The following is a 26,531-nucleotide window of genomic DNA, read 5'->3' as shown; positions in this document are numbered from 1 at the left end:
CGTCACTCCTTGATCAATCCGCGGGTGGGGCAGGACTGGTTTGCAGCGCCGTCGGCCAGTAGCGCAGCGCAACAATCGGGACCAATGCCAGCACGTAGGCCAGACACACGAACAGATAGGTGTATTGCAGACCGTAAACCTGACTGAGCAAGCCGCCAGCCGAAATGCCGGCAATCGATGCGAATTGCGCGGTGCCCTGGGCAATCCCCAGCACATGGCCCTGCTGCGAGCTGTCAGCGGTTTTCGATATCAGCGCCATCAGCACCGGTGTGGTGGCCCCCAACAATACGCCCCAGATGAAATAGGCAATGACGAACACCAGCGGATTGCGCGTGACGCCCGCCACAGCGGTGAGGACGATGCAGCCGATCACCACGTAGGTCATGCGCTGCAAGGTGTCTTGCTGACCACGATGTTCGAAGTAACGCGACCACGCCGTGGCCGACAGAATGAAGCCCAGCGCCAGCAGCCCATAGCACAGACCGACCACCGAATTGCTGACCTCGAAGACCGAGCTGACATACAGCGAGAACGAGGTCTGCGGCAGCATCCGTGCGAGCAACAGAATGCCCATCACACCGAGCAGCGACAGCAGCGGCGAACCTTGCCAGAGGCTGCCGGCGCGGCGCACGGGTGCAGTCTGGTCCGCGGCCGTCGTTTTTTTCACCGGCGGCACGTCTGGCAAGGTCACAGCGGCAATCACCGTGCACACCGCGCACAATGCCGACGCGATGATGTTGATCCAGAAGAACGTCGCGTAATCGAGGATCAGACCGCCAACCACCGCACCGAGCAGCGAGCCGACGTTGGTCGAAATCTGCAGAATGGCGAACAGCCTGGCGCGGCGCGACGGCGCTTCGATACTCACGCCATAGGCCTGGGCAGGGGCGATATAACCGGCAAACGCCCCTTGCAGAAAACGCAGGATCAAAATGACCCAGATGTCCGTGAACAGGGCCAGCCCAAGCTGGGTCAACGACAACCCGGCGAGGGCACGGATCATCATCAACTTGTGGCCGTAGCGGTCGCCGATACGGCCCCAGAATGCGCTGGTCAGAATAATGCCCAGCATCGGCCCGACGTACACGGCGATGCTGGCGAAGCTGAAAACCGACTCGGAGCTGGTCAGCCCACGCAGATGGACAGGCCAGAACGGCCCGCTCATTTCCATCGCGCCCATCGACACCAACTGGATCGCGAACAGAAGATAAATCAGGATTCGTACTCTCGAACCCTGGATGGCACCTGCATGGGACATGAGTCAGCCTCGGTTAAACGCTAGCGAGCGGGTTGGTCAGGGTGTGTTGCAAACGATAGTTGCTGTACTGCATCAAGTGCATGCGCAACAACGAACGCGTCGGCCATGGGTCTTCGACGAATGCTTTGTGCTCGACTTCCCAGACCTCGGCCGGGACACGCTCGCGCACCGCTGCAAACGCCAGATCGGTTTCCTCGCGCAGGATTTGCCACAGACGCGTGTCGTGCAAACCGTACTCCTTGGTCAACCACAGGGCGATCTCATGCAGGTGCGTCAGGAACGCCGCGTCGAGCACGAACATGCGCACCGGCTCGATGTCGCCGGCAAACACCGTCGGCAGGATACCCGGCTGCACGTGCGGTTGCAGGCTGTAACCGCGTCCTTCCAGCCATGGCGCGTAGGTGCGGCCATCGCCAAAATCGCGGATCAGCAGACTACGTGCTTTACCGTCGGGGGAGAACAGCACCATGGTGTTTTGCTGGTGCGCTTCAAGGCCGATTCCGTACAGCAAATAGATCGCCACCACCGGGTGAGTGACCACTTTGGCGTACTCGCGAAACCAGTTTTCCACCTGCGTCGCATTGGCCCGCACGCCGTCACGTTCGATCAGGTCGGTGAACAACGGCCGACCGCTGCCAGGCAAACGGGTGAACAGCGATGCCACGGTGATCGGCAGGCATTCGTCGTGGCGTTCGAAAGCCGGCGCACTGGCGCGATAGACCACCGACAGATGCCGGCCCGGATGATCGTCCTGAGTGACCGCGTTTTTGTAGCGCACGCCGATTTCTTCCGGAAAAATTTCCAGACGTTGATCGAAGCCGTTTTCGGCTTTCAGGATAGCGCTGATCACCGTGCTGATCCGCGGCCCCATGTGAATCGACTTGGCTTGCAGACTGCGCAGTTCGCTGGTCATCCAGACGGCAATCGGCAGCTTGATCAGCGGCGCGCAATCTTCCAGCAGCGGCATCATGGTGCGATACGACATGGTCGGCAGCGTTGGCAGGTCCGGGCCGTCGGTGATCAGAATGCCTTCTTCGATTTCCGCCGCAAACGTCTTCAGCACGTAGGCCTGCAAATGCCAGGCGTGAATCGGCAGCGGCAGCCACTCGGTTTCGTCCAGGCCCTTGCTGTTGAGCGAGGCTTTCCATTGCTCCCATTGCGCGGGGAAGTGGCTGGCGAACCAGGCGTGGTAGCTGGTGACGTGCGGCATGCTTTCGCTTTTTGCGTTGTCGGCGCGCAACGCGGCGATGCGCAGTGGCACCTGGGCATTGAACTCCGGCGACAGTTGCGCCACCTCGTCATCGCTCAGGCCCGGGCGCGCCTTCCACGTCGGGTAATAAGGATGGCCTTCCAGCGAGCCCCACTGGTCGAGCAGGATCGCCGCGTCCTTGGTTTTGGCGTGCTGGCGCAGGTAGTCAGTGAAGCTGTTGAGGCCCTGATCCGCGATGGCCTGTTGCAGCCGCGCGTTCCATTGCTGGCGATGCTGACGGGCATGTGCGTCGTTGGTCAGGCTGTTTTCCATGTCCGCCTTGAGTCCGGCGACGCCCTCGTCGGTCGGTGCGAAATCAAAGCTGTCGCGCAACACATCAAGCATGTCCTGGTGGCTGGTGATGGTCTGGCGCACACCTTCATCGGTGACCAGCACCACGTCGCCGTCGTTGACCACGGTGTCGGCCGGGCCTTTGGCAATGTCGGAAAAGGCCAGGTGAGCGCGGCCGCCCTTGAGCGGGTAAGTGGCCTGGTTGCCCTCGGCGCTGAAGCGCAGCGCCGAACGCTCGAGAATGTTTTCTGCAAACAGGCAGCGCACCAGACGGCGCATGGCGTTTTTGCGGGAGAAGGCGATCAGTGTCTTGAAGTCATCCATATCAGCGGTCTGCTCGTCGAGAAATTGAATAGGCGATCAAGCGGCGGCGCTTGTCGTGTGGGGCCATTGGCGGGGGAAGTAGTCGAGTGCCGAATCGCGCAGGCCGTGCATATACGCCACGCTCCACTGCAGGACTTCCTCGATGTAGGGCACCTTGAGGTCGAAGCGTCGGGCCATTTCCACCAACAGCACCAAGCCATAGGCGACGTCTTCGTTGAAGGCGCGGCTCTCGCGCTCGATCACGTAGCCGGCGCGGTTGTCGGCAGCCGGCACCATTGGCGCGAGGATGTCGTTGTAGGCCTGATTGGTACGCAGGATCGACAGCATGCTGCTGGTATCGCGGATCTGCTCGCCGTAGGCCTCGACGATCTCCTGTTTCAAGGATTTCACCGAAGACAGGTCGATGCCCAGCCGCTGGCTGATTACCGCACATAAGGCCTGGCTTTCCTCATCCATGCGCTCGAGAAAATACGCGCCCAGTTCCGGGCATTCGGTCCACCAGCACATGCGCTGCGGGAAAATCTTGCGGTGCCATTGGCCGTAAGGGCCGATCAAGCCGTAGATCACCGAGCTGTGCATGATCGGGTTGCCCGGTGTCAGGGTGATTTCCAGATAGTGATCGAGCATCGTCACGCAGGGGCCGTACAGTCTGGTCAGTATTTTCTCGAGTTGGCGGCGCGCTGTTTGCGGCTCCCTGGCATGGGTCGCCACATACAGTTGGCTTTTGCCGCCGCCCATTTTTACCGAGCGTCCCGGTGTCAGCTCGAAAGCCGTGTGCGGCACGTCCTTCATGCCCCAGATGACCACATTCGGCCGGTCGGGCAGGGTGGCTTCGGCCAGCCAGTCGAAACCGCAGAACCCTGGAATCGCACCGATGAACACCGGTTTGCTCGCACTCAAGTGCGGGGCGATGGCTTGCAGGGTTTGCTGACGGACATGAGCAGGCACGGTGACGATGACGATATCGGCATCCTCCACCGCCGCTTTGGCGTCACGGGTGACGCGGTCCAGTCGGGCGCTGAGGGTCGAGCCGTCAGGCAATAATGCCTGCATGGGCGTCTGCCGCGCGTGATGTTCAATGACGTCCTGATTATGGGTGAGCAGCGAAACCTGAACGTCGGGCAGTTGCTTGAACAGGATGGCGTTGAGATGGCCAGTCCTGCCGCCACCACAGATGGCGACTTTCAACACATTCATCGAGAGGCGTTCCTGTGTGAAGGGTGGGTCATGCGACGCTCAGTTGCAGCGGCGCGGAAACGGATTCCAGCCATTGGGTCTTGCCCAGCCAGGCGTCCAGTTGCGGGGCGATGCCCGGATCGATCAGGTCGCGCTCCTGCAGCCACTGTTCGTTGAACACGGTGTGCAGGTATTTCTCGCCGCCGTCGGCCACCGGCACCACGACGTTGCCGGTCAGCACGCCTTTGTGGATCAGCTCCAGTGCCTTGTAAATCGCGCCGCCCGTCGAGCCACCGACCAGCAGGGCGAGGTTGCGAGCGATGTAGCGCGCGGTTTCGAACGCCTGGGCATCGGTGACCTGCACGCCCAGATCAATGCAGCTGTAATCGAGCACCAGACCGACGGTGTCGCCCGCCGGCGTGCCGGTCCCCGATTGGTAGTACGGGTAGCCCGGATGACCGAAGACAATCGAGCCGGCGGGTTCGACGCCGACGGTCACGGTGTCAGGGTTGTGCACTTTCAGGCCGCGAGCGATACCGGTCATCGAACCGCCGGTGCCGACGCAGCCGACGTAAGCACCGATCACCCCGTCGGCCTGAGCGATGGTTTCGCGAACGAAATCACTGTAGCCGCCGGCATTGGCCGCGTTGTCGGATTGATTCATGAACACCGCGCCGGGGATCTCCGACGCCAGTTCGGCGGCGAGGCGCTGGCGCTCGACCACGGCCACTTCGTCTTCGCGATAGCTGCCTTTGACGAAACGGATGTCAGCGCCGAGGGCCTTCATCACGGCGATCTTGTCTTGCGCGGCGTGGTGATCGACCACGGCGATGAAATGCAGGCCAAATTCGACAGCGGCCATGGCCAGGCCAATTCCGGTGTTGCCCGAAGACGACTCGACCACCACGCCGCCGGGTTTCAGGCGCCCGGACTTGAGCGCCGCCAGCACCATATTGCGTGCCATGCGATCTTTGATGCTGCCGCCGGGATTATTCTTTTCAATCTTTAACAGCAATCGGGCATTGCTGTCCGGAACATCGATAGCCAGCATCGGTGTGTTACCGATCAAGTCTGAAACTTTATTTAATATCATCGCTATTGTTCCCTTTAGTAGTCAGGTGTAAACGCATAGTTACCTTCCGTACAACAGGTCGCCATCAACCGGTGGGGCAGGGGATGGCGGTGAAACTCGTTTTCCAGCAAGTCCATCTGATAGCCGGCGGTGTTGATGTAAATCAACAAGTCGCCGCGCCGTGGCTCACAGGCGAAGTTAATCAGGCGATAAGTAATGACATCGTCGTCAAGACAGCTGTGCCCGGCGATATACGCCTGGCAGGGTGTGGACGTCTGTTGTTGTGTACTGATCAGTATCGGGTCAACCAGATATTCAGAAGCAAACCAGGTTTCGCAAGCACTGAAACTACTGCCTTCGACAAAAATGACAGTCTTGTTGTCGGCGAGTTTCTTGGTGCGGGTGATGCGAAAGATTGAAATGGCCGCCTGATCGACCAGACTCCGACCCGGTTCCAAGGCCAGGGTAATGTTTTGCTGATTTAAAAAACCAGCAATGGACAGTCCCGCGGAATGTTCGGCTTCGAGAAATAACGTTAACCATTGCGCCGCCGTCAAGTCGCCGCCGTAAGGGTAATAATCAGCCGGGACTTTCTGGTGGTAATAGTGGCTCGGGATATTGTCGTTTTGCAGAAAGCGGGCGTAGTCCTGTGGGTCGACATACCGAATCGGCAGACCACCGCCGATATCGATCATCTGCGGATTCAACCCCATTTCCCTCGCCGCCTCGACAAATCCGCTGACCTCGCGAAACGCCTGTACGCGGGATTCGAAGCCATAGCCGCCGAGATGAAAATGAAACCCCTCGAAGACCAGGCTCGCGGTGTCTGTCGCGAGGCGTTGCAGGCTGTCGAGCAGGTCTTGCGCGTCCATGCCGAATCGGCTCTTTGCGCAGCTTTTCGCCCGATAACGCAGCAGAATCCGGGCTTTTATCGGCAGGGGCTGAGCTTCGAGCAGCTCTTTCAAATGGTCGAATTCCTCCAGCGAGTCCACGCAAATCAGAGCCCCAGCGCTGATCAGCGCCTGGTGGAATGCCGCTGTTTTTGCCGGTCCCGTGGCGCAGATTTTCCCCCCAGGTGTACCTGCCCGCAGGGCTGCCTGCAGTTCGTAGAGGCTCGAAACATCGACGCCAATTGCCGAAGTCGCCGCCGCACTCAGCAGGCATTGCGACTTGTTTGCCTTGGCACCGTAGAAAATGGCGTGGGCAACTGAGTGCTGTTTCAACACCGCCAGCACCGCTTGCGTATTGAGTTCAAAGGCATGGGGCCAGACGACATTCAGCGGAGAGCCGTGTTGTTCGACCAGCGCTGTAAGAGTGTCGGGGAAGTTATTGATAAACGCGGAAATAACCGGGTCGATCAGCGGCGTTAACGAGTGCGGATGGTGGACTTTATTATGCGTTTCAATACGTGCTGCATTTGCTTCAGGCATAGTTAACCCCGGCGCTGAAAAATAACCTCGCCATAGAAAGATCAATAACTTATCTGTTATCGATTTATGTTCTGTTTCGCCTCGTCAGGTGCGAGACGGTAAATTCGTGGGTGGCGGACGCCCAATAAAACTGGCTATTGGATCCGAACTGACAACCGTAATAAATACTTCACAGAACAATTGCATGGGCACCCCAATCCATAAGGTTTGCACGGGCGTCTCACTTGACCGTTAGTTGCGGGTCAAACCGCTATAAATACCAGTGGCTGATGTTTAAGTGACATCACTGGCAGACAATTTCCGAGACGCTGTTACTGACGTTGAACCGAGGATAGTTCCTCTTGGCGGCGTGAACAATATTGCGAACAGGAACGATTATCAAGTAAGGTTTTCAAATATTTTTGAATAAACACCTGCGCAAGGGGAATCCATGAACGTGTATTTACACGCTCAAGGACTCGCTCGCCCCGAGATAAAAAACACCGTTAATTGCTTGAACAATAAGGTGTTAACGGTTGTTGCAGCAAACCCCCGAAACACTGGGGATTTGTGCCCGTTCAGGGGCTCGGAAATTGTTCGAAACCACGACTGGTTCACACCCAAGGAGCAACGCCATGCAATCTGATCGACTCAGCGGCAAAACCCGCCTCGCCATCAGCTACCTGTTCGTCCCGGGCAACCGCCCCGAGCGTTTTTCCAAAGCCTGCGAAGCGGGGCCGGACGCGATCATCCTTGATCTCGAGGACGCCGTTCATCCGGACAGCAAAGCCGCCGCGCGCGCCGCGATTCGGGCCTGGCAGGAGACGACGCCGAGCGTTGCCTGCGAGCGTTACATCCGCCTGAACAGCGTCAGCAGTGCGCTGTTTCGCCAGGACCTGACGTGGCTGCGCGACGCGTGTTATCCCGAGCGTTGCGACGGCATTTTCCTGCCCAAGGCCGAATGTCCCGAGGCCTTGGCATCGGTGGTGGAGCAACTGCTGGCGTGGCGGCCGCAATTGCAGATCGTCGCGATCATCGAGACCGCCAAGGGCCTGCAACAGGTCGAGGCAATTGCGGCGATTCCCGGCGTGGCGCGGCTGGCGTTCGGCTCGCTGGATTTCGCCCTCGATATCAACTGCAGCCAGGTTCCCGAGGCGTTTCTGTTCGCCCGCAACCGCATCGTGCTGGCCTCGCGCACGGCGGATTTGCCCGCGCCGATCGATGGCGTGACCCCGGCGATCAGCGACCTGGCGGTGGTCGCCAAGGATGCGCTTTACGCCCGCTCGCTGGGGTTCGGCGCCAAGTTGTGTATTCACCCTGGCCAACTGACCACGGTGCAGCGCGCCTTCCTGCCGGACTCGCGCCAACTGGCGTGGGCCGACCGGGTGATGCGCGCGGTGGCAACCGGTAGCCATGCGGTGCAAGTGGACGGCGAGATGGTCGATTTGCCGTTGATCGAGCACGCCCAGCGCCTGCTCGACGTCGCCAGCCAGCATGCGCCGGTTGCCCGTGCCGACGCCTGCTGAGTCGCGGAATCAGGAGGTCACCATGGATCACGGTTATCAGATTGCGTTGCGGCCGCTGTGCGAAGTGTTGCAGTCCGAGCAGGTCGACCCGGCCAACGTGACGAGACTGCGGGAGTCGATTGTTCGCGCCGGGCATTGGCTGGAACCGATCATCGTCGAGCGTTCGCGTGGCATCGTCATGGACGGCAATCACCGTTTCACTGCGGCGTTGCAGCTCGGCCTCAAGCGGGTGCCCTGCATCCAGCTCGACTACGGCGATCCGCGGGTGTGCGTGCGGCACTGGCGGACGGGGCAGGCGTTCGAAGTGGCGCAGATTTTCAGCACCATCGCCCGTGGCGAGATTTTTCCGTACAAGACCACGCGTCACGCGTTCGACCCGGCACTGCCGGTGGTCGCGATACCGTTGCAACGGCTCTATCTCGGCGCCTGATCGCGGTACGGTAAAAAATCTTTACTGCGGGTGATACTTTTTCGCAAATCGACTGGCAATAGGAGTGATTACCATTTTCCCTCGATGAAAAGGATCCCACCGTCATGCCTGTTGTCAGTCGTCCTTGCGGTGAGCGGGTGTTAACACTCGCCGTGCGCACCGCCATGCTGAATTTCGTTCTGGTCGCAGGAAGCGCCAATGCCTGGGCCGCCGGCGCCGGGCAATCCGCTGCCGCCGCCGATCAGGCCGCGAACGCTGCGCCAGTGGCGCCGGTCGACGCCAGCAAGGACGCGCTGACCCTCGACACCACCAACATCAACGCCCGTTACAACAGCGCAACCGCGTTGCCGGAGACACTCGCCGGCGGCCAGGTGGCGCGCGGGGCGCGGTTGGGGATGCTGGGCAACAAAGACGTGATGGACACGCCGTTCAGCGTCACCAGCTACACCGCCAAGACCCTCGCCGACCTGCAGACCGTGACCGTCGCCGATGCCTTGGAGCGTGACCCTTCGGTGCGCTCCACCGGGCAGACCGGCGGGATCGTCGACTCGTTTTTCATCCGCGGCTTCCCGATTGGTGAAGGCAACATTGGTGAACTGGCCTTCGACGGTGTGTATGGCGTGGCACCGAACTACCGCGTGTTCACTGACTACGCCGAGCGGGTCGAAGTGCTCAAGGGGCCGGGTGCGCTGATGTACGGCCTGTCGCCCAACAGTGGCGTTGGCGGCGTGATCAACATCGTGCCCAAGCGTCCGCTGGACCAAGACCTGACCCGGTTTACCGGCTCATACGCGTCCGATTCCCAGGTCGGCGGGCACCTCGACGTCAGTCGCCGATTCGGCTCGGAAAATCAGTTCGGCGTGCGCTTCAATGGCAACCTGCAGGGTGGCGACACAGCGATCGACGATCAGCACCGTGACCTCGGCGTCGGCGCGATTGCCCTGGATTATCGTGGCGAACGCCTGCGCCTGAACCTGGACTACATCAGCCAGAAGGAAAGCTGGGAAGCGGCGTCGCGACCGTTCACCGTCGCACCAGGCGTAGACGTGCCCTCGGCGCCCAACGGTCGCACCAACCTGCCACAGGATTGGGGCTGGTCGGACACCAAGGAACAATCGGCGTTGCTCGGCGGCGAATATGACCTCAATGACGCGGTGACTGTATTCGCGCATGCCGGCGGTGGCCGCTCGGACGTCAAGCGCCTGTCCGACCAGGTTCCGCGCATCCTCAACGACGCGGGCGACACCAGCAACGTGCCTGGCTACTACAAATTCAACGTCGATCGCTCGACCGCCGATGTCGGTATCCGTGGTGTGTTCGCCACCGGCCCGATCACCCACACCACCACCGTCATGGCCACGCGTTATCAGGATGAGCTGTCGCGTGGCATCAACAATGGCACCGCGATTGTTTCGAACATCTACCACCCGGTTGATGCGCCGCGGCAGTACCTCAACGCGCCGAAAGTGCTGCGGGTGTCCGAGTCGGAGCTGTCGGGGGTGGCGTTGACCGATACCTTGTCGATGCTCGACGACCGCTTCCAGTTGACCCTGGGCGTGCGCCGCCAGGAGATCGAGTCGCGTAACTACAACGCCGCCGGTGCAGTCAGCTCCAGGTACAGCGACAACGCCACCACGCCGCTGGTCGGTGTGGTGGTCAAGCCTTGGGAAGACGTCTCGCTTTACTACAACTATGTTGAAGGCTTGAGCAAAGGCGACATCGCCCCAGGCACGGCAACCAACGCCGGGGAAACCTTCGCGCCGTACGAGTCCAAGCAGCATGAAGTCGGGGTCAAATACGAACACGGCACGTTCATGACGTCCCTGGCGTTGTTCCAGATCGAGAAGCCGAGTGGCGAGGTCGGTGTCGGCAATGTGTTCTCGGTGCAGGCCGAACAACGCAACCGTGGTGTCGAGCTGAGCATGTACGGTGAAGTCGCCAAGGGCACTCGCTTGATGGGGGGCGTGACGGTGCTCGACGGCGAGCTGACCGACTCGGCGACCGCCGCCAATCGCGGCAACAAACCAGTCGGTGTGCCAGACGTACAAGCCAACCTGTGGGCCGAGTGGGATACGCCATGGATCGAGGGCTTCACCCTCACCAGCGGCGCGATTTACACCGATCGCCAGTACGTCAACCAGGCCAATACCCAGGAGCTTGATGCCTGGACCCGCTTCGACGCCGGCGCCCGGTATGCGACCAGGATCGAAGGCCGGCCGACGACGTTCCGGGCCACGGTGCAGAACGTGTTCGATCGCGAGTACTGGTCGGGTGTGGCGTCTTACGGCGCGTTCTCGCCGGGTTCTCCGCGGACCTTGCAGTTGTCGGCCACCGTCGATTTCTGACGCCAGTCGGCAATGGCGCAGTCGCCGGATCATTCGGCGACTGCGTACTCTTCTCTATATATAGCGGCGTGAACATTTCTGAAAAGGAGTCTTCGTTATGTTGAACAATCCGGGCGCTGCGGCGCTTATCGTTCGGCCCGCGGCCCCTCGACTGCCCAGCGAGTTCGATCGCAGCGCCAATCAGCACATTCGTGAATTGCTGCGCCACTTCGGACTGCGCAGCAGCCTGATCCGTTTCAAAGTGCTGAATGCGCTGGTGCTTGCAAGCCGCGACGGCCATTCGACGGGAGTCAACGGGGTGCATACGTGGGTGGCGTCGTCGTCACCGCAGTTGTCGTTCATCAGCGTGCGCGAAGTGCTTAAACGCCTGTGCCTCGAAGGCTTGATCGTGCTGGAAAACGACAAGACCTACCGGTTCACCCGACAAGCCAGGGCCATCCTGCAGCAACACAATCATCCTCTGTAGTGACTGACAGACCGCTTTCGCGAGCAGGCTCGCTCCTACATTGGATTTTGTGGGTTGCCGCGAATCTGAGTACCACCCGGAATCCTGTGGCAGTGGGCTTGCTCACGAAGGCGGCGGGTCAGGTAAACCCTCTGCGGCTGACACTCCGCTTTCGCGAGCAAGCCCGCTCCCACACTGGGTTTTGTGGGTTGCCTTGAATCCTGGTCATGCCGCGAAACCCTGTAGGAGTGAGCCTGCTCGCGAAGGCGGCGGGTCAGGTAATTCATCTGCGGCTGACACTCCGCTTTCGCGAGCAAGCCCGCTCCCACATTGGGTTTTGTGGGTTGCCGCGAATCTGAGTGCCGCCGGAAATCCTGGAGGAGTGAGCCTGCTCGCGAAGGCGGCGGGTCAGGTAGTTCATTTGTATCTGACACTCCGCTTTCGCGAGCAGGCTCACTCCTACATTGGGTTTTGTGGGTTGCCTTGAATCTTGGTTACAGCGGGGAAACACTGTGGGAGTGAGCTTGCTCACGAAGGCGGTGGGTCAGGTAATTCATTCGTATCTGACAGACCGCTTTCGCGAGCAAGCTCACTCCTACATTGGGTTTTGTGGGTTGCCTTGAATCTTGGTTACAGCGGGGAAACACTGTGGGAGTGAGCTTGCTCACGAAGGCGGCGGGTCAGGTAGTTCATTTGTATCTGACAGACCGCTTTCGCGAGCAAGCCCGCTCCCACATTGGGTTTTGTGGGTTGTCACGAATCTGAGTGCCACCTGGAATCGTGTGGGAGTGGGCTTGCTCACGAAGGCGGCGGGTCAGGTAGTGCATTTGTATCTGACAGAACGCTTTCGCGAGCAAGCCCGCTCCCACAGTGGGTTTTGTGGGTTGTCGTGGATCTGAGTACCACCGGAAATCCTGTAGGAGTGAGCCTGCTCGCGAAGGCGATCTTTGCGCCAGAGATGCAGGCCCAGCCTGCGACAGCGCCTACACCAGGCCAACGTACTTCACCGCGGCGGCAGCCCGTGAGGGCACATCCAGCGTGCGTAATAAAGAAGACACATGAATGCGCACCGTGAAGGGAGAAATGTCCAGTGCCCGGGCGATTTCCTTGTTGGTCTTGCCCTGCGCAATCAGCCGCAACACTTCCTGTTGCCGAGGGGTGAGGGCGCTGGCAGCCTCGAGCGGCAGCAAGCCCGAGGGCGCGAACTTCACCAACACTTCACCCTCGCGGATCGCCAGAATTGCTTGGCCGATGTCGTCGGGGGCGATGTTCTTGCCGATGAAGCCATCGATGCCGGCAGCCATGACTTCATTGATCAGCGACTGGTCATCGACCATCGACACCACAATCAGCGTGGTGCGCGGCCAATGCTGACGCAGTTCGGCCAATTGACCGACGCAGGTCAGCCCGGGAAATCGCAGATCGAGAATCAGCGTGTCCGGTTCAGCGCCCACCGGCAGCAAAGCCAGCACGGACGCGAGATCGCCAGCCTCTTCGATATCGGCGTCGGGCAGTAGACGCTGGACGGTGCGCTGCAGCGCTTCGCGAAACAGTGGGTGATCGTCGGCTATGATGATGCGGCATGTCATGGCGTGACCCTCCCTGGGTCAGGCGTTATTCAAGGCTGCACCATAGCACCAGGCGCCAGGGTTGCCTGTAGGCTGCTTCTGAAATTGACGATCGATGTAAAAAAGGACGTTTACCATGAAGTTCGAGAAAAACACCGAACTCGACCAGGCCAATCTGCGCATCATCATCGCCGCCATCGCGGTGGTCTACATGGTCATATTGGTGTTTCTGCCGGGCCATCGCCTCGATACCTACCTGCCGGTCATTACCTACATCGGCCTGTTCCTGCTGGCCTCGATCGTGTTCCGCCAGGCCATTGCGCGCTGGCCGGGGCACTACCCGGCGCGGCGGATTTTCGCCATGGTCCATGATTACACTGGCACCTGTTTTGGTCTGGTGATCGGCGGCGAGGCGGCGCTGCCGCTGTACGCGGTGATGGTCTGGGTCAACCTCGGCAATGGCATGCGCTACGGCTCGCGTTATCTTGCGATTGCCACGGGACTGGCTTTGCTGGCGCTGCTGGTGGTTTATCGCCTGACGCCATACTGGCAGGCGCAACCGTTCATGGTGTTGATGCTGTTGATCACCAGCACGGTTATTCCGTTTTATGCGCACTTGTTGCTCGAACGCACGCGCAAGGCGTCGGAAGAAGCGGTGGCGGCCAATCTGGAGAAGTCGCGCTTCCTCGCCCAGGCCAGCCATGATCTGCGCCAGCCGATCCACTCCATCGGCTTGTTTACCGCGTGTCTGCGCGAATCACGGCTGGGCGATGAGGAACGGCGGCTGGTCGATAATATCGACCGTTCACTGCTAAATGTCTCGCAGCTGTTTCGTTCGATCCTCGATCTGTACACCCTCGACAACGGACGGATCCTGCCGAAATTGCAGAGCGTCAACCTCGGCGAATGGCTGGCGGAACTGATCCGGCAAAACGCCGAAGCGGCGCGTTGGGCCGGCGTGGAACTGCGCTTGCGCCCTTGCCAGTATTGGGTGCGAACCGATCCGGCGCTGCTGGCAACCATGGTGCAGAACGTATTGTCCAACTGCTTCAAATATGGCGCGCAGCGTCCGGTGCTGATCGCTGTGCGCCGGCGTGGCGCAGGCCTGGCCATCGTGGTTTATGACCGTGGCAACGGCATCGCCGAAGAGCATTTGGGGCAAGTGTTCGAGGAGTTTTATCGGGTGCGCCAAGTGCGCGACAAAGACGTCGAAGGTGTGGGGCTGGGTCTGTCGATCGTCAAGCGCCTCGGAGCGTTGATCGGGGTGCAAGTTGCCTTGCGCTCGCGGCTTGGCAGAGGTACGGCGGTCACTCTGTATGGCTTGCCGATCGCGCTGGCGGCGGCGTCCACGGTCAACCGTGAGGAAGCGCGTCAGGTCGGTTTGCTGACGGGGCTGAAGGTGTGTCTGGTGGAGGACGATCACAACGTACTGCTGGCGACTTCGGCCTTGCTGGAGCGCTGGGGCTGCGTGGTTCAGGCTGAATGGTCGGCGCAGGACCTGGTGACGGATTGCGACATCATCGTCGCCGACTATGACCTCGGCACCCACGCGACCGGTATCGAGTGCATCGATGAGGTGCGCAGGCAGCGAGGTTGGACGGTACCGGCGATGATCATCACCGGTCACGAAATCGAGAAGATCCAGGCTGCGCTGCACGATCGGCAGATTGTGATTCTGTCGAAACCTGTGCGGCCGGCCGAGTTACGCGCCACGTTGCGCGCCCTGCGTGATCGACAAGGCAGGGCGGTCGAAGAGACGCTGTAGAGGCTGATGTAAACGGGCGGCTCAGGAGCTCGCCCGTTATTTCGCGGCGATTATTGTGGGCTGTTGAACTGGTCGGGATAGCTGCCGGTCATCAGCGCCGATGCCACGCGATCAGAACCGACTCCGACCCGGAGTAGGCCACTCGGTTGACGCCGGTGCGGTCGGCCTCATCCGCTGCCAATGCTCCGGCGCCGACACGATCAGCGCCATCGGCAGCCAACGCCCCAGGCACCAACATGATCAGCCCCATCCGACGCCAACGCCTGCGGTTGCGCGGCCAAGACATTCGGCACCACAACACTGGCCGCTACCGCAAGAAGCACGCCTGACAACAACTTGTATTTCATGGTTTTCTCCACGACCCAGCAGCATGCGACCATTGCAACGATGGCCTCAGCGACTTGAAGCACGAAGCTTGACATCTGTTTCCGGTCCCGCTGGCCGCTGAGATTAAACGCCTTCAATCGGGTAAGTGATCTTCCATTTTTCGGCAAAGGCTTTGCCTTGCTCGATTTGTTCGGGTGACATTTTTTTAGAGTAGTTTTCTAATCTTTCCCGATCATACTCTTTATCAGATTCATCATTATTCAGGCCTGCTAAAAACAACGTAAGGCCATAAGCCTTCACCATATCAAATGGAAAGCCATAGTAATTTGGATTACTTGCATACTCTCGAGCAAGCAAACCGATGCCATTGCTGTCACCCACCTTCGCAGATTTCTCTAGCCAATACCGGGAAATTGATAGATCTCCGTTATCTTCATAAATAGAGGCTGCATAGGCAATCATTGCTCTTGGGTAGCCATTTTCAGCCGCTCGCTTATACCACTTGTTGATTTCCTTGCGGCGCTGCCCAAACCACCAAAAAAAGCCATCACCAGCTGAATAACTCTCGGCAAGCTGATATTGTGCGAATGGGTAGCCTCCCTCTGCTGATGTAATCAACATATTAAAGTCAGAATTGCCTACGTATAATAAATATGCAGCTTCCATGTCACCGGAAGCAATTTTTTCTCGTGCAATCTTCTCAAATTCTAATTTCCATTCGCGCTGAGTTTTATCTCCCTTTGGGCAATCCTCAACGATGGCGCATAATTTATCTCCGTCATCTAGAGCCAGACGAAGCAGGGAGTTAAAACTTCCCTGATTAGCAGAATTAACCAGCCATTCACGCGTATCTTCTATCCTGTGGTTTTTTGCATAACGAAGCTCATCCTGTAGATGAAACCACTCTCCTACAACATCCGACTCGGCCACCCAATCATTTAGTTCACCCAGTTGTTGCAGATCATTTGAGGCGAATTTCTCCATTAGCGTCTTTTTAAACTCTTGATGCCATTCATCCCAGCTTTTTTCCCCTTTCGGACAAACTGAAGCAACAACACACAGCTTGACGTTGTGAGACAACTGATAGAGGGAGAGTAAATTGCCTTGATTAGCAGAGGCCACGAACCACTTTACAGATTCTTTCGAGTCTAGCGATTTATTAAGTTCCAGTTGGCGAAGTTGTTGCGCCAAATAAAATTGTGCTTCTGCATCGCCGGCCTCAGCGGCAATGCGCAATTCACGCTCTGCATTTTTTTCTTGTTTATAGAGTGAAATGCCGCGTTCCTTGGCTGCCTGCTGCTCCGGTGAAAGCACTGCCCATGCAGTGACCGAATTAAGAAAAAAAAGCAAACCTATAATCGATTTGATTAGGTTTTTATAATGATCCATTTTCATTCCATGTGTAATTAGCAAGCGCGCGTGATATTTCATATAGTGTTTGACACCAAGGGGCGAAGCGAGGCGGGCGAATATTTCGAAACTTGTGTTGTCGAGTTTGCGCAACAGCACGGAACTCCTCAATCGGCAGACTTGATGCCATTTTAAAAAAGCCTTGTATGCCAATAAAAACCAGAGATCGAAAGGCCACGGGGGGGGCTGTGGCGAGGGGATTTATCCCCGTTGGGCTGCGATGCAGCCCCCTTCAAAGAATCACATCTTAGCCAAAGCCTGCGCCAAATCTTCCCGCAGATCCTCAACATGCTCAACCCCGACCGACAACCGCACCAGCCCATCGCCAATCCCCAGCTTCGCGCGGGTTTCGGCGGGAATCGTCGCGTGAGTCATGATTGCCGGGTGTTCGATCAGGCTTTCCACACCGCCCAGACTTTCTGCCAGCGCGAAGATCTGTACGCTCTCCAGAAAGCGCCGCGCGCCGGCCAGATCACCGTTCAGATCAACAGAAATCATCCCGCCGAAACCGCACATCTGCCGCTTGGCCAGGTCGTGCTGTGGATGCGACTCAAGGCCCGGATAGTAGACGCGGTTGACCTGGGGTTGCTGCTCCAGCCACTGCGCCAGGTCCAGCGCATTGCTGCAATGGCGCTCCATGCGCAGCGCCAAAGTTTTCACCCCGCGCAGGGTCAGAAACGCATCGAACGGACCGGAAATTGCGCCGACGGCGTTTTGCAGAAAGCCCAGTTTTTCCGCCAGCTCGGCGTTCTGCCCAACCACAGCAATACCGCCGATTACGTCGGAGTGGCCGTTCAGGTATTTGGTAGTCGAGTGCAGGACGATGTCGAACCCCAGTTCCAGCGGACGCTGAATATACGGGCTGGCGAAGGTGTTGTCGGCCACGCAGATGATCCCGCGAGCGCGGCAGATGCGCGCAATCGCGGCCAGATCCGACAGGCTCAACAGCGGGTTGGTTGGCGTCTCGACCATGACCATGCGCGTGTCGTCCTGCAGCGAGGCTTCGAACGCCGACAGATCCGTCAGGTCGACGAAGCTGAAACGATGCCCGGCGCTGCGCTGGCGAACCTTGTCGAACAGGCGGAACGTGCCGCCGTACAAGTCATTGCCAGAAACAATGTGCGAGCCGGCATCAAGCAATTCCAGCACCGTGGAAATCGCCGCCAGCCCTGAGGCAAACGCGAACGCACGGGTGCCACCTTCGAGATCCGCAACGCAGCGCTCCAGGGCGAAGCGCGTCGGGTTGTGCGAGCGGCCGTAATCGAAGCCCTTGTGCACGCCGGGGCTGTCTTGCAGGTAGGTGGAGTTGGCGTAGATGGGCGGCATCAGCGCGCCGGTGGTCGGGTCTGGCACTTGCCCGGCGTGGATCACCCGGGTCGCGAAGCCTTGGGATTTATCGTCGTGCTGACTCATGCAAGGGATCTCCGTAATTGATTGAGCATGTCGGTGCGGGTGATCAGTCCATGGAAGCCTGAGGCGTCGGAAATAATGGCGACGAGGCCACGGCTGAGCACCGCTTCCAGCTCGGCCAGCGTGGCGCCGGGGGCGAGGGTTTGCAGTTTGTCGGTCATCACGCTGGACACCGACTGACTGAAGCGGGCGGCGTCTTCGTGCACGCCCAGCAGAATGTCCGATTCATCGATCACGCCGACCAGTTGCTTGCCTTCCACCAACACCGGTAACTGCGAGACGTCCGCCAGACGCATGCGCTGGAACGCCGTCAGCAGGGTGTCGTCGGGACCGACGCTGATCACGCGGCCGTCCTCGAAACGCCGGGCGATCAGGTCGCGCAGGTCGCCGTAACCCTTGCGCTGCAACAGACCCTGATCGGTCATCCACTGGTCGTTGTAGACCTTGGACAGATAACGCGTGCCGGTGTCACAGACAAAACTGACCACGCGTTTCGGCTCGGTCTGCTCACGGCAATAACGCAGCGCGGCGGCGAACAGGGTGCCGGTCGATGAACCGCCGAGAATGCCCTCGGCCTTGAGCAACTGGCGGGCGTGGTCGAAGCTTTCTGCATCGCTGATCGAGTAGGCGTGGCGCACGCTGGAAAGGTCGGTGATCGACGGAATGAAGTCTTCGCCAATGCCTTCGACGGCCCAAGAACCGGGGGTGGGCAGCGTGCCGTCGCGGCTGTATTGCGCCATTACCGAACCGACCGGATCGGCCAGCACCATTTCCAGATTCGGTTGCACGCGCTTGAAGAAACGGCTCAGCCCGGTCAGCGTACCGGCCGAACCGACACCGACGACGATGGCGTCCAGGTCGTGTTCGGTCTGCGCCCAGATTTCCGGCGCGGTGCTGCATTCATGCGCCAGCGGGTTGGCCGGGTTGTTGAACTGGTCGGCAAAAAACGCGCCGGGAATGTCTTTCGCCAGCCGGGCGGCGACGTCCTGGTAATACTCGGGATGGCCCTTGCCGACGTCGGAGCGGGTGATGTGCACCTCGGCGCCCATGGCTTTCAAGTGCAGGACCTTCTCGGTCGACATCTTGTCAGGCACCACCAGCACCACGCGGTAGCCTTTGGCGCGTCCGACCAACGCCAGACCCAGGCCGGTGTTACCGGCCGTGGCTTCGACAATGGTGCCACCGGGTTGCAGGCGACCGTCGCGCTCGGCGGCGTCGATCATCGCCAGGCCGATGCGGTCCTTGATCGAGCCGCCCGGGTTTTGCGATTCGAGTTTGAGAAACAGTGTGCACGGTCCGGTATCGAAACGGGTCACGCGCACCAGCGGTGTATTGCCGATCAGCCCAAGCACGGCAGGGCGGGAATCTTTTGACATTTCGGTTTCCTTCGGTGAGTCATAGCGCTTCATGCGCAGGCAAACATCTCGCAAGCAACATAGGCCGGGAAGCCATCGCTCGCAACTCAAAAAATCCATAGACGCTGCCAAGACCCGAGCCGCGATCGGACAAAACTTACGTCAAAACATCTAACGATTTCCGGTGCGCAGCCAAATCTCAGAAAACCCGCAAAACCCAGTGTAGGAGCGGGCTTGCTCGCGAAAGCGGTCTTCCAGATACAGATGATTTGCCTGACCCGACGCCTTCGTGAGCAAGCCCACTCCCACACTGTTCCGCGTTGTAATCAGGATTCAACGCAACCCACAAAACCCATTGTGGGAGCGAGCCTGCTCGCGAAAGCGGTTTGCCAGATCCAGATAAATCGCCTGACCCAACGCCTTCGTGAGCAAGCTCACTCCCACACTGTTCCGCGTTGTGACCAGAATTCAACGCAACCCACAAAACCCATTGTAGGAGTGAGCCTGCTCGCGAAAGCGCTCTTCCAGATACAGATGATTCGCCAGACCCGCCGCCTTCGTGAGCAAGCCCACTCCCACACTGATCCGCGTTGTAACCAGGATTCAACGCAATCCACAAAACCCCATTGTGGGAGCGGGCTTGCTCGCGAAAGCGGTCTTCCAGATACAGATGATTCGCCAGACCCGACGCCTTCGTGAGCAAGCCCACTCCCACAGGGGCTCGGGGCGTACTCGGGATTCAGGACAGCCGCAAAACCTCATGGTGGGAGCAGGTCTTTGAGACCCGGCAATCGGTCACGAGTGAAAGCGTAGAATCTGCGCGCCGTCGAACGGGTCCGTCAAATAGCGCGCCGTGACCCCGAACGTCGTCTGTAGTCGCTGCGGCGTCAGCACTTGCAGCGGCTCGCCCAGCGCCACCAAACGTCCGCGCTCCAGCACCGCCAGGCGATCGCATTTGAGCGCCTGATTGAGGTCGTGCAGAGCGATCAACGTAGTCACCGGCAGTGCCCGCACCACTTGCAGAATGCTCAGTTGGTGCTGAATATCGAGGTGGTTGGCCGGCTCGTCGAGGAGCAGAATCTGTGGTCGCTGCGCCAGCGCCCGGGCGATGTGCACGCGTTGCCGTTCACCGCCGGAGAGGCTGCGCCAGAGGCGGTTGCGCAGGTGCACGGCGTCGACGTCGACCAAGGCTTGATGGACGATGCTCTCGTCGGCGTCCGACCACGGTTGCAGCGCCGACAACCAGGGTGTGCGCCCCAGCGCGACGGCGTCGAACACGCGAATGCCATCGTCGGTGTCGGCCTGTTGTTCAACCACGGCGAGTGTTTGCGCAATGCTGCGCCGTGACATTCTGCCGAGTACCTGACCGGCAAGCTGCACTTGGCCCGCGCTCGGTTCGCGCAGGCCGGCGAGCAGTTTCAGCAGCGTGGATTTCCCCGATCCGTTCGGCCCGACAATGCCCAGCGTCTCGCCGCGCTGGACGTCCAGACTGATACCGTCAAGCAATTGCGCACCGCGCACGTTGAATGCCAGCCCGGCACAGCTCAGAACGTTGTTCATCGTGCGGCTCTCCGGCCCACCAGAATCAGGGCGAATACCGGTGCGCCGACCAGTGCAGTGATGACGCCCACCGGAATCACCTGACCCTTGATCAGGGTGCGCGACAGCACATCAGCGGCGATCAGAAACACCGCGCCACCCAAAGCGCTGGCCGGCAGCAGCCGAGCATGCCCGGTGCCGAGCAGCAGCCGTGCGGCGTGGGGAATCACCAGGCCGACAAAGCCGATCGAGCCGACAATCGACACCATCACCGCCGTCACCAGCGCGGCGCAGCCGATCAGCAAAATCTGCACGCGGCGCACCGGGATGCCGAGGGACGCCGCCGAGTCCGCGCCGAAAGTAAACGCGTCGAGCGCGCGCCGGTGCCACAGGCAGACCATCAGCCCGAGCAGGGCCACCGGCACCGCCAGCCACACCGAAGGCCAGCGCACGCCGCCGAGATTGCCGAGCAGCCAGAACATGATCCCGCGCGCCTGTTCGGAACTGGCCGAGCGGGTGATCAGAAAGGCCGTGAGGGCGTTGAACAATTGCGAGCCGGCGATGCCCGCGAGGATGATGGGCCCGGTGCCGCTGGCCGAACCGCTGATCCGGGCCAGTACAATCACCAGCACGAACGCAGTGACCGCCCCGGCAAATGCCCCGGCCGACAGCGAAATCACACCGGCGCCGACGCCGAGCAGGGCGACCATCACTGCGCCAGTCGAAGCCCCGGCCGAGATGCCCAGCAAATACGGGTCGGCCAGCGGATTGCGCAACAGCGATTGCAGGATCACCCCGCATGTCGCCAGGCCGGCACCACAGGCAGCCGCCACCAATACGCGGGTAAGGCGGTAATTCCAGACGATGCCTTCGTCGATCGGATCAAGCACATACCCGGCGGCCCACAGCTTGTTTGCCAGCACCTGTAGCACCACGCTCGGCTCGATTGCGGTTTCGCCAATCGCCACGCCGCCGACCAAGGCCAGCGACAGCACCAGCAGGACCAGCAATAAACGGATCAGGCGTCTGCTCATTGCGAAAGATCGAAGCCGTTGATGGCCGTGGCCAGTTGTTCGAGACCCGCGAAGGTGCGCAGGCTGGCCTGCATGGCCATGGCGTCGAGAATGATGATGCGGTTGTGTTTGACCGCGTCCATGTTGCGCGTCACGGGATCGCTGCGCAGGAAGGCGAGTTTTTTCTGATAGTCGTCAGCCGGGAAGCGCCGACGATCCATGCGCGCGATGACCAGGAACGTCGGGTTGGCCTTGGCGATGGTTTCCCAGCCGACGGTCGGCCATTCTTCATCCGACTCGACGACATTGCGCACGCCTAAAGTGCTGAGCATGAAATCGGGAACGCCTTTGTGCCCGGCCACGAACGGCTCAATGTCCATCTCGGCGCTGGAGAACCACACCAGTGCGCTGAGGTCTTTGCGCTGCGTGCGTTTGGCGGTGGCAATCGACTGGGCGAGGCTGGCCTTGAGTTGGTCATTGAGCTGTGCGCCGCGTGCCTGCACGTCGAAGATCGCCGCCAGTTGGCTCACGCCTTTATAAATGCTGTCGATGCGAAACGGCGCCAGCCGCGTGCCGTCGGAACCGACGAGGTTGTCCTTGGCCTCGCAGTCGGAGGGCAACAAATAGGTCGGAATCTTCAATTCGTGAAACTGCTCGCGGGTGCCCACCGCGCCTTGCGGACCGACCATCCATTCCAGCTCCACGGCGACCAGTTGCGGGCGCTTGCCGATCACCGCTTCGAAACTCGGTTCGTTATCGGCCAGGCGCTCGATCTTGTCGTTCTGCGGTTTGTATTCGGCCAGCACATCGTTGAACCACAGCGACGTGCCGACGACTTTGTCGCCCAGACCCAAGGCATAGAGCATTTCCGTGCCGGCCTGACCGATGGTCACCGTGCGGGTGGGCGCCTGCTGGAAAGTGAGGGGGCTGCCGCAGTTTTCTATCGTCAGTGGATAGTCGGTTGGCGCCGCTTGAGCCAGGGCGCCCAGGCCCAGGCCGGTAATCAGGGTGATAACGCGGGGCAGCAGCATGAAGCAGTCTCCAATTAAACCGTACGGAAGCGGGCGGGTACGGTTTGGAAACACATCAGCGAACGCGGTCATGGCGACAGCGTAAGGCCGGGCTCAAGCAAAAATGCGCGCGGCACGATGTCCTTCCCGGACACCCCGCCGGTTGGTCAGTCACTGTGCCGGCAGGTCTCCTGACTGATGCGTCATCGCCATGCTCCGGCCTTCCCGGGGGCAACCCAGTGGCAGTCGTGGAGCAGGCTCGGCACCTACAGTTGCGGGGGCAGTTCCGATTGATGCGCGAAGCACCTCGGATTCCCTATTAATCCCGTTTGGGAACCAGCGGCGGCATGGTAGACGATTTGCGCGGTGGAGGGGGAGGCGAATCTGCCACGGCATCGAGTTAGCTGTTGGCATTGCAATCTGTCGTGTGCGCTGATTAATATACGATCCATATACAAATCGTATCGGATATACATATGGGCATCGTAAAGATTTCAGAGGACATGCACGAGAATCTGCGCGTCTCCAGCAATGCACTCAGCCGCTCGATCAACGCTCAGGCCGAGCACTGGATGCGCATCGGCATGCTCGCCGAGCTGCACCCCAACCTCGACCACAGCGCCATTTGCCGCCTGCTGATCCGCGCCGAACAGAACGGCGGACTGGATCTGCATCAACTGACCCAGGAAGCCGTCAGCGCATGAGAAACCAGATCAAGCTCAACACCCCGGCCGAGATCGCAAAATCCCGCGCGGCCGGCAAACTCGCCGCGCAAGTGCTGGCGATGCTGGTGCCGCACGTCAAGGCCGGTGTGACCACCGATGAGCTGGACCGGCTGTGCAACGATTACATCGTCAATGTGCAGAAAGCCGTGCCGGCCAACGTCGGTTATCACGGGTTTCCAAAAACTGTCTGTGCGTCGGTCAACGATGTGGTGTGTCACGGGATACCGTCGGGTACGCCGCTGAAGGACGGTGACATCGTCAACCTCGACATCGCGGTAATCAAGGACGGCTGGTTCGGCGACACCAGTCGCATGTACGTCGTCGGCGAGGCGACGCCCGAGGCGCAGCACCTGATCAAGACCACCTACGAGGCCATGTGCTCGGGCATTCGCGCCGTGCGTCCGGGGGCGACGCTGGGCGATATCGGCCATGCGATCCAGAGCCTGGCGGAGAAGGAGGGCTTCAGCGTGGTGCGCGAGTATTGCGGCCATGGCATTGGCAAGGTCTATCACGATGAGCCGCAGATTCTGCATTACGGCTTTCCCAATCAGGGCTTGAAGCTGAAGGCCGGAATGATTTTTACCGTCGAACCGATGCTCAATGCCGGCAAGCGTCATGTGAAGAACATGCCCGATGGCTGGACCGTGCTGACCAAGGATGGCTCGCTGTCGGCGCAGTGGGAGCATATGGTCGCGGTGACCGAGACCGGGTTTGAAGTGCTGACGGCGTGGCCGGATGAGATTGAAGGTTTTAACCCGATCCTCTGAACACCACAAAACCTTGTGGGAGCGGGCTTGCTCGCGAATGCGGTGTGTCATTCAACATTAATGGTGACTGACACGGCCTCTTCGCGAGCAAGCCCGCTCCCACAATTGAGTTGCGGTGTATTGAAGAATTCAGTGAGCACCGGCGGCCTTGTTGAGGTCGCCCTCGGTCCATTCGGTATAAACGCACGCATCCGCCGTCGCCCAGCGCACCCGTACGGGGTCCCCGGCCTTGAGCGGCATGCCCGCGGCTGACAACGCTTTCACCGTCATCGAAGTCCCTCCCGACGTCACCACGCTGCACGTCTGGCTCTCGCCGAGAAACAGCACCTCCACGACCTTGGCCGAAACCTCGTTCCAACCCGCCGCCAACGGCTCATCAATCGCTTGCTGCACGCTCAACGCCAGCGCTTTTTCCGGGCGCACCATCAGCAGCACATCCTGATCAGTGTGCAACCCGGACGTCAGCCGAATCGACAGCGCCTGCCCCTCGAAACTGGCTGCCGCGTTGCCCTGCGCCTTGAGCTTGAGAAAGTTGGAGTTGCCCAGAAACGAGGCGACAAACGCGTTCGGAGGATTCTGATAGAGATCATAGCCGCTGCCCAGTCCGACAATTTTGCCGTGGCTGAAGATTGCGATGCGCTGTGACAAACGCATGGCTTCTTCCTGATCGTGGGTCACGTAAACGATGGTGATGCCCAGGCGACGGTGCAACTGGCGCAGCTCGTCCTGCAAATCCTCGCGCAGCTTTTTATCCAGCGCACCGAGAGGCTCGTCCATCAGCAAAATGCGCGGCTCGTAAACCAGCGCCCGCGCAATGGCGACACGTTGTTGCTGGCCACCAGACAGTTGCGAAGGGCGACGATGGGCAAACTGTTCGAGCTGCACCAGTTTCAGCATCGCGTCGACACGTTTTTCGCGCTCGGCCGTGGCCAGTTTGCGGATCGCCAGCGGGAACGCGATGTTGTCGCGCACCGACAGATGCGGGAACAGCGAGTAACGTTGAAAGACCATGCCGATGTCACGCTTGTGCGGCGGCACGTTGACCAGCGACTGGCCGTTGACGAGGATCTCGCCGCTGCTTGGCGTCTCAAACCCGGCGAGCATCGACAGCGTCGTACTTTTGCCCGAGCCACTGGAGCCGAGAAAGGTCAGGAATTCACCGTCCTTGATGTCCAGCGAGATGTTGTCGACGGCGGCAAAGTCGCCGTAGTGCTTGTTCAGGTTGCGCAGGCTGACCAGCGGTTTGTCGTTTTGCGCGGATGCGTCTTTGATCACGGCACTCATGTCGTACTCCAGGGCGCTCAGGCGCTGATTTCGTTGCGCCGGCGCAGGGCGGCGGCGATCACCATGACTAACACCGACAGGCCGATCAGCAGCGTCGAAGCGACGGCGATCACCGGGGTCAGGTCCTGGCGCAGGGTGGTCCACATTTTCACGGGCAGGGTTTGCAGTGTGGGACTTGCCATCATCACGCTGAGCACCACTTCGTCCCACGAAACCAGGAAGGCGAAGAGGGCGCCGGCGACCATGCCCGGACGGATTGCCGGGAACGTCACCTTGAACACCGCTTGCAGGCGCGAGGCGCCACAGATCACCGCGGCGTCTTCAATTGACTGATCGAACAGCTTCAGCGAGTTGATGATTGAGATGATGGTAAACGGCAAGGCGACGATCACGTGGCTGACCACGAAAGCGAACATCGTCCCGGTGTAACCGAGCTTGAGGAACAGCGCGTACACCGCCACGGCGATGATCACCAGCGGCACGATCATCGGCAGGGTGAACAGGCCGTAGAGCATTTCCCGTCCGGGAAAACGGCCGCGCACCAAGGCAAACGCGGTTGGCAAACCGAGCGCCACCGCGCAGATCGTGGTCAGCACGGCAACCTTGAGGCTGGCTGCGGCGGCGTTCATCCAGTCGGGGTTGGAAAAGAACTGGCCGTACCATTTCAGCGTCCAGCCCGGCGGCGGAAACACCAGCCACTGCGATGAGCCGAACGACAGCAGCACGATGAACACGATCGGCAACAGCAGGAACAGACCGATCAGCCCGGTGGTTGCATACAAGCCGAAGCGCATCCGCCGGCTCATGGCATTGGGAGTCAGGAGCATGTCGGC

The 26,531-nt window shown here is 59.9% G+C and carries 22 protein-coding genes and 1 riboswitch; of the genes, 7 read left to right on the top strand and 15 right to left on the bottom strand.

Annotated features, from left to right (window positions below):
• Positions 1 to 13: 13 nt before the first annotated feature.
• The 5 genes from HU755_RS03000 to HU755_RS02980 are packed head-to-tail and all read right to left on the bottom strand — an operon-like array spanning position 14 to position 6,800.
• Positions 14 to 1,258, bottom strand: a complete 1,245-nt coding sequence (locus tag HU755_RS03000; protein ID WP_186630555.1) for an MFS transporter — start codon at positions 1,256 to 1,258, stop codon at positions 14 to 16.
• Positions 1,259 to 1,271: 13 nt separating this feature from the next.
• Positions 1,272 to 3,122 (bottom strand): IucA/IucC family siderophore biosynthesis protein, encoded by a 1,851-nt coding sequence (locus HU755_RS02995; RefSeq protein ID WP_186630554.1) that lies wholly within the window; start codon positions 3,120 to 3,122, stop codon positions 1,272 to 1,274.
• Between the two features lie 36 nt (positions 3,123 to 3,158).
• Complete coding sequence (locus HU755_RS02990; protein WP_186552247.1) at positions 3,159 to 4,319, bottom strand: NAD/NADP-dependent octopine/nopaline dehydrogenase family protein; 1,161 nt, start codon at positions 4,317 to 4,319, stop codon at positions 3,159 to 3,161.
• Positions 4,320 to 4,347: 28 nt separating this feature from the next.
• Positions 4,348 to 5,391 (bottom strand): PLP-dependent cysteine synthase family protein, encoded by a 1,044-nt coding sequence (locus tag HU755_RS02985; RefSeq protein ID WP_186630553.1) that lies wholly within the window; start codon positions 5,389 to 5,391, stop codon positions 4,348 to 4,350.
• A gap of 14 nt (positions 5,392 to 5,405) precedes the next feature.
• Positions 5,406 to 6,800 carry a Y4yA family PLP-dependent enzyme gene (locus HU755_RS02980; RefSeq protein WP_186630552.1) on the bottom strand — a complete coding sequence of 465 codons (1,395 nt, stop codon included), beginning with the start codon at positions 6,798 to 6,800 and terminating at the stop codon, positions 5,406 to 5,408.
• Between the two features lie 614 nt (positions 6,801 to 7,414).
• Here HU755_RS02980 and HU755_RS02975 point away from each other — a divergent pair.
• From HU755_RS02975 to HU755_RS02960, 4 genes are all read left to right on the top strand, one after another.
• Positions 7,415 to 8,305: a CoA ester lyase gene (locus tag HU755_RS02975; protein ID WP_186630551.1), complete on the top strand. Its 891-nt coding sequence runs from the start codon at positions 7,415 to 7,417 to the stop codon at positions 8,303 to 8,305.
• Between the two features lie 22 nt (positions 8,306 to 8,327).
• Positions 8,328 to 8,735, top strand: coding sequence for a ParB N-terminal domain-containing protein (locus HU755_RS02970; RefSeq protein WP_186552251.1), 408 nt, complete (start codon positions 8,328 to 8,330; stop codon positions 8,733 to 8,735).
• A 104-nt stretch (positions 8,736 to 8,839) separates the two neighbouring features.
• Positions 8,840 to 11,080 carry a TonB-dependent siderophore receptor gene (locus HU755_RS02965; protein WP_186630550.1) on the top strand — a complete coding sequence of 747 codons (2,241 nt, stop codon included), beginning with the start codon at positions 8,840 to 8,842 and terminating at the stop codon, positions 11,078 to 11,080.
• 97 nt (positions 11,081 to 11,177) lie between these two features.
• Complete coding sequence (locus tag HU755_RS02960; RefSeq protein ID WP_186552253.1) at positions 11,178 to 11,546, top strand: fe2+ zn2+ uptake regulation protein; 369 nt, start codon at positions 11,178 to 11,180, stop codon at positions 11,544 to 11,546.
• A gap of 962 nt (positions 11,547 to 12,508) precedes the next feature.
• Here HU755_RS02960 and HU755_RS02955 read toward each other — a convergent pair.
• Positions 12,509 to 13,114: a response regulator transcription factor gene (locus HU755_RS02955; protein WP_186630549.1), complete on the bottom strand. Its 606-nt coding sequence runs from the start codon at positions 13,112 to 13,114 to the stop codon at positions 12,509 to 12,511.
• 115 nt (positions 13,115 to 13,229) lie between these two features.
• On the opposite strand from HU755_RS02955, the gene HU755_RS02950 reads away from it, so the two are divergent.
• Positions 13,230 to 14,858, top strand: coding sequence for a hybrid sensor histidine kinase/response regulator (locus tag HU755_RS02950; protein ID WP_186630548.1), 1,629 nt, complete (start codon positions 13,230 to 13,232; stop codon positions 14,856 to 14,858).
• Between the two features lie 91 nt (positions 14,859 to 14,949).
• Here HU755_RS02950 and HU755_RS02945 read toward each other — a convergent pair whose 3' ends face one another.
• From HU755_RS02945 to HU755_RS02915, 7 genes are all read right to left on the bottom strand, one after another.
• Positions 14,950 to 15,096, bottom strand: coding sequence for a hypothetical protein (locus HU755_RS02945; RefSeq protein ID WP_186630646.1), 147 nt, complete (start codon positions 15,094 to 15,096; stop codon positions 14,950 to 14,952).
• A 212-nt stretch (positions 15,097 to 15,308) separates the two neighbouring features.
• Entirely contained in the window at positions 15,309 to 16,694 is a 1,386-nt protein-coding gene (locus HU755_RS02940) for a sel1 repeat family protein (RefSeq protein WP_186630547.1), read from the bottom strand.
• A 141-nt stretch (positions 16,695 to 16,835) separates the two neighbouring features.
• Positions 16,836 to 18,008, bottom strand: a complete 1,173-nt coding sequence (locus HU755_RS02935; protein ID WP_186630546.1) for a cystathionine gamma-synthase — start codon at positions 18,006 to 18,008, stop codon at positions 16,836 to 16,838.
• Complete coding sequence (locus HU755_RS02930) at positions 18,005 to 19,381, bottom strand: pyridoxal-phosphate dependent enzyme (RefSeq protein ID WP_186630545.1); 1,377 nt, start codon at positions 19,379 to 19,381, stop codon at positions 18,005 to 18,007. The genes HU755_RS02935 and HU755_RS02930 overlap by 4 nt, the downstream gene beginning before the upstream one ends.
• Positions 19,382 to 20,155: 774 nt before the next feature.
• On the bottom strand, positions 20,156 to 20,920 hold the full coding sequence (locus HU755_RS02925) for an ABC transporter ATP-binding protein (protein WP_186630544.1): 765 nt from the start codon (positions 20,918 to 20,920) through the stop codon (positions 20,156 to 20,158).
• Complete coding sequence (locus HU755_RS02920; protein ID WP_238349942.1) at positions 20,917 to 21,933, bottom strand: iron ABC transporter permease; 1,017 nt, start codon at positions 21,931 to 21,933, stop codon at positions 20,917 to 20,919. The genes HU755_RS02925 and HU755_RS02920 overlap by 4 nt, the downstream gene beginning before the upstream one ends.
• Positions 21,930 to 22,943, bottom strand: coding sequence for an ABC transporter substrate-binding protein (locus tag HU755_RS02915; RefSeq protein WP_186630543.1), 1,014 nt, complete (start codon positions 22,941 to 22,943; stop codon positions 21,930 to 21,932). Before HU755_RS02915 ends, HU755_RS02920 begins: the two co-directional genes overlap by 4 nt.
• 142 nt (positions 22,944 to 23,085) lie before the next feature.
• Positions 23,086 to 23,278: riboswitch (cobalamin riboswitch) on the bottom strand.
• A 120-nt stretch (positions 23,279 to 23,398) separates the two neighbouring features.
• Between HU755_RS02915 and HU755_RS02910 the strand changes: the two genes are divergently transcribed.
• Positions 23,399 to 23,626, top strand: a complete 228-nt coding sequence (locus HU755_RS02910) for a ParD-like family protein (RefSeq protein WP_186552514.1) — start codon at positions 23,399 to 23,401, stop codon at positions 23,624 to 23,626.
• The gene (gene map / locus HU755_RS02905; protein WP_186630542.1) at positions 23,623 to 24,414 is read left to right on the top strand and encodes a type I methionyl aminopeptidase; all 792 of its coding nucleotides are present in this window, start codon (positions 23,623 to 23,625) and stop codon (positions 24,412 to 24,414) included. The genes HU755_RS02910 and map overlap by 4 nt, the downstream gene beginning before the upstream one ends.
• A gap of 129 nt (positions 24,415 to 24,543) precedes the next feature.
• On the opposite strand, the gene HU755_RS02900 is transcribed toward map, so the two are convergent.
• Both HU755_RS02900 and HU755_RS02895 read right to left on the bottom strand, forming a co-directional pair.
• Positions 24,544 to 25,698, bottom strand: a complete 1,155-nt coding sequence (locus HU755_RS02900; RefSeq protein ID WP_186630541.1) for an ABC transporter ATP-binding protein — start codon at positions 25,696 to 25,698, stop codon at positions 24,544 to 24,546.
• 17 nt (positions 25,699 to 25,715) lie between these two features.
• Positions 25,716 to 26,525, bottom strand: coding sequence for an ABC transporter permease (locus tag HU755_RS02895; RefSeq protein WP_007918021.1), 810 nt, complete (start codon positions 26,523 to 26,525; stop codon positions 25,716 to 25,718).
• Between the last annotated feature and the right edge of the window lie 6 nt (positions 26,526 to 26,531).

This window comes from Pseudomonas sp. SWRI111, from assembly GCF_014268555.1.
Classification (GTDB): domain Bacteria; phylum Pseudomonadota; class Gammaproteobacteria; order Pseudomonadales; family Pseudomonadaceae; genus Aquipseudomonas; species Aquipseudomonas hamedanensis.
This window is presented reverse-complemented; position numbering and strand designations above follow the sequence as displayed.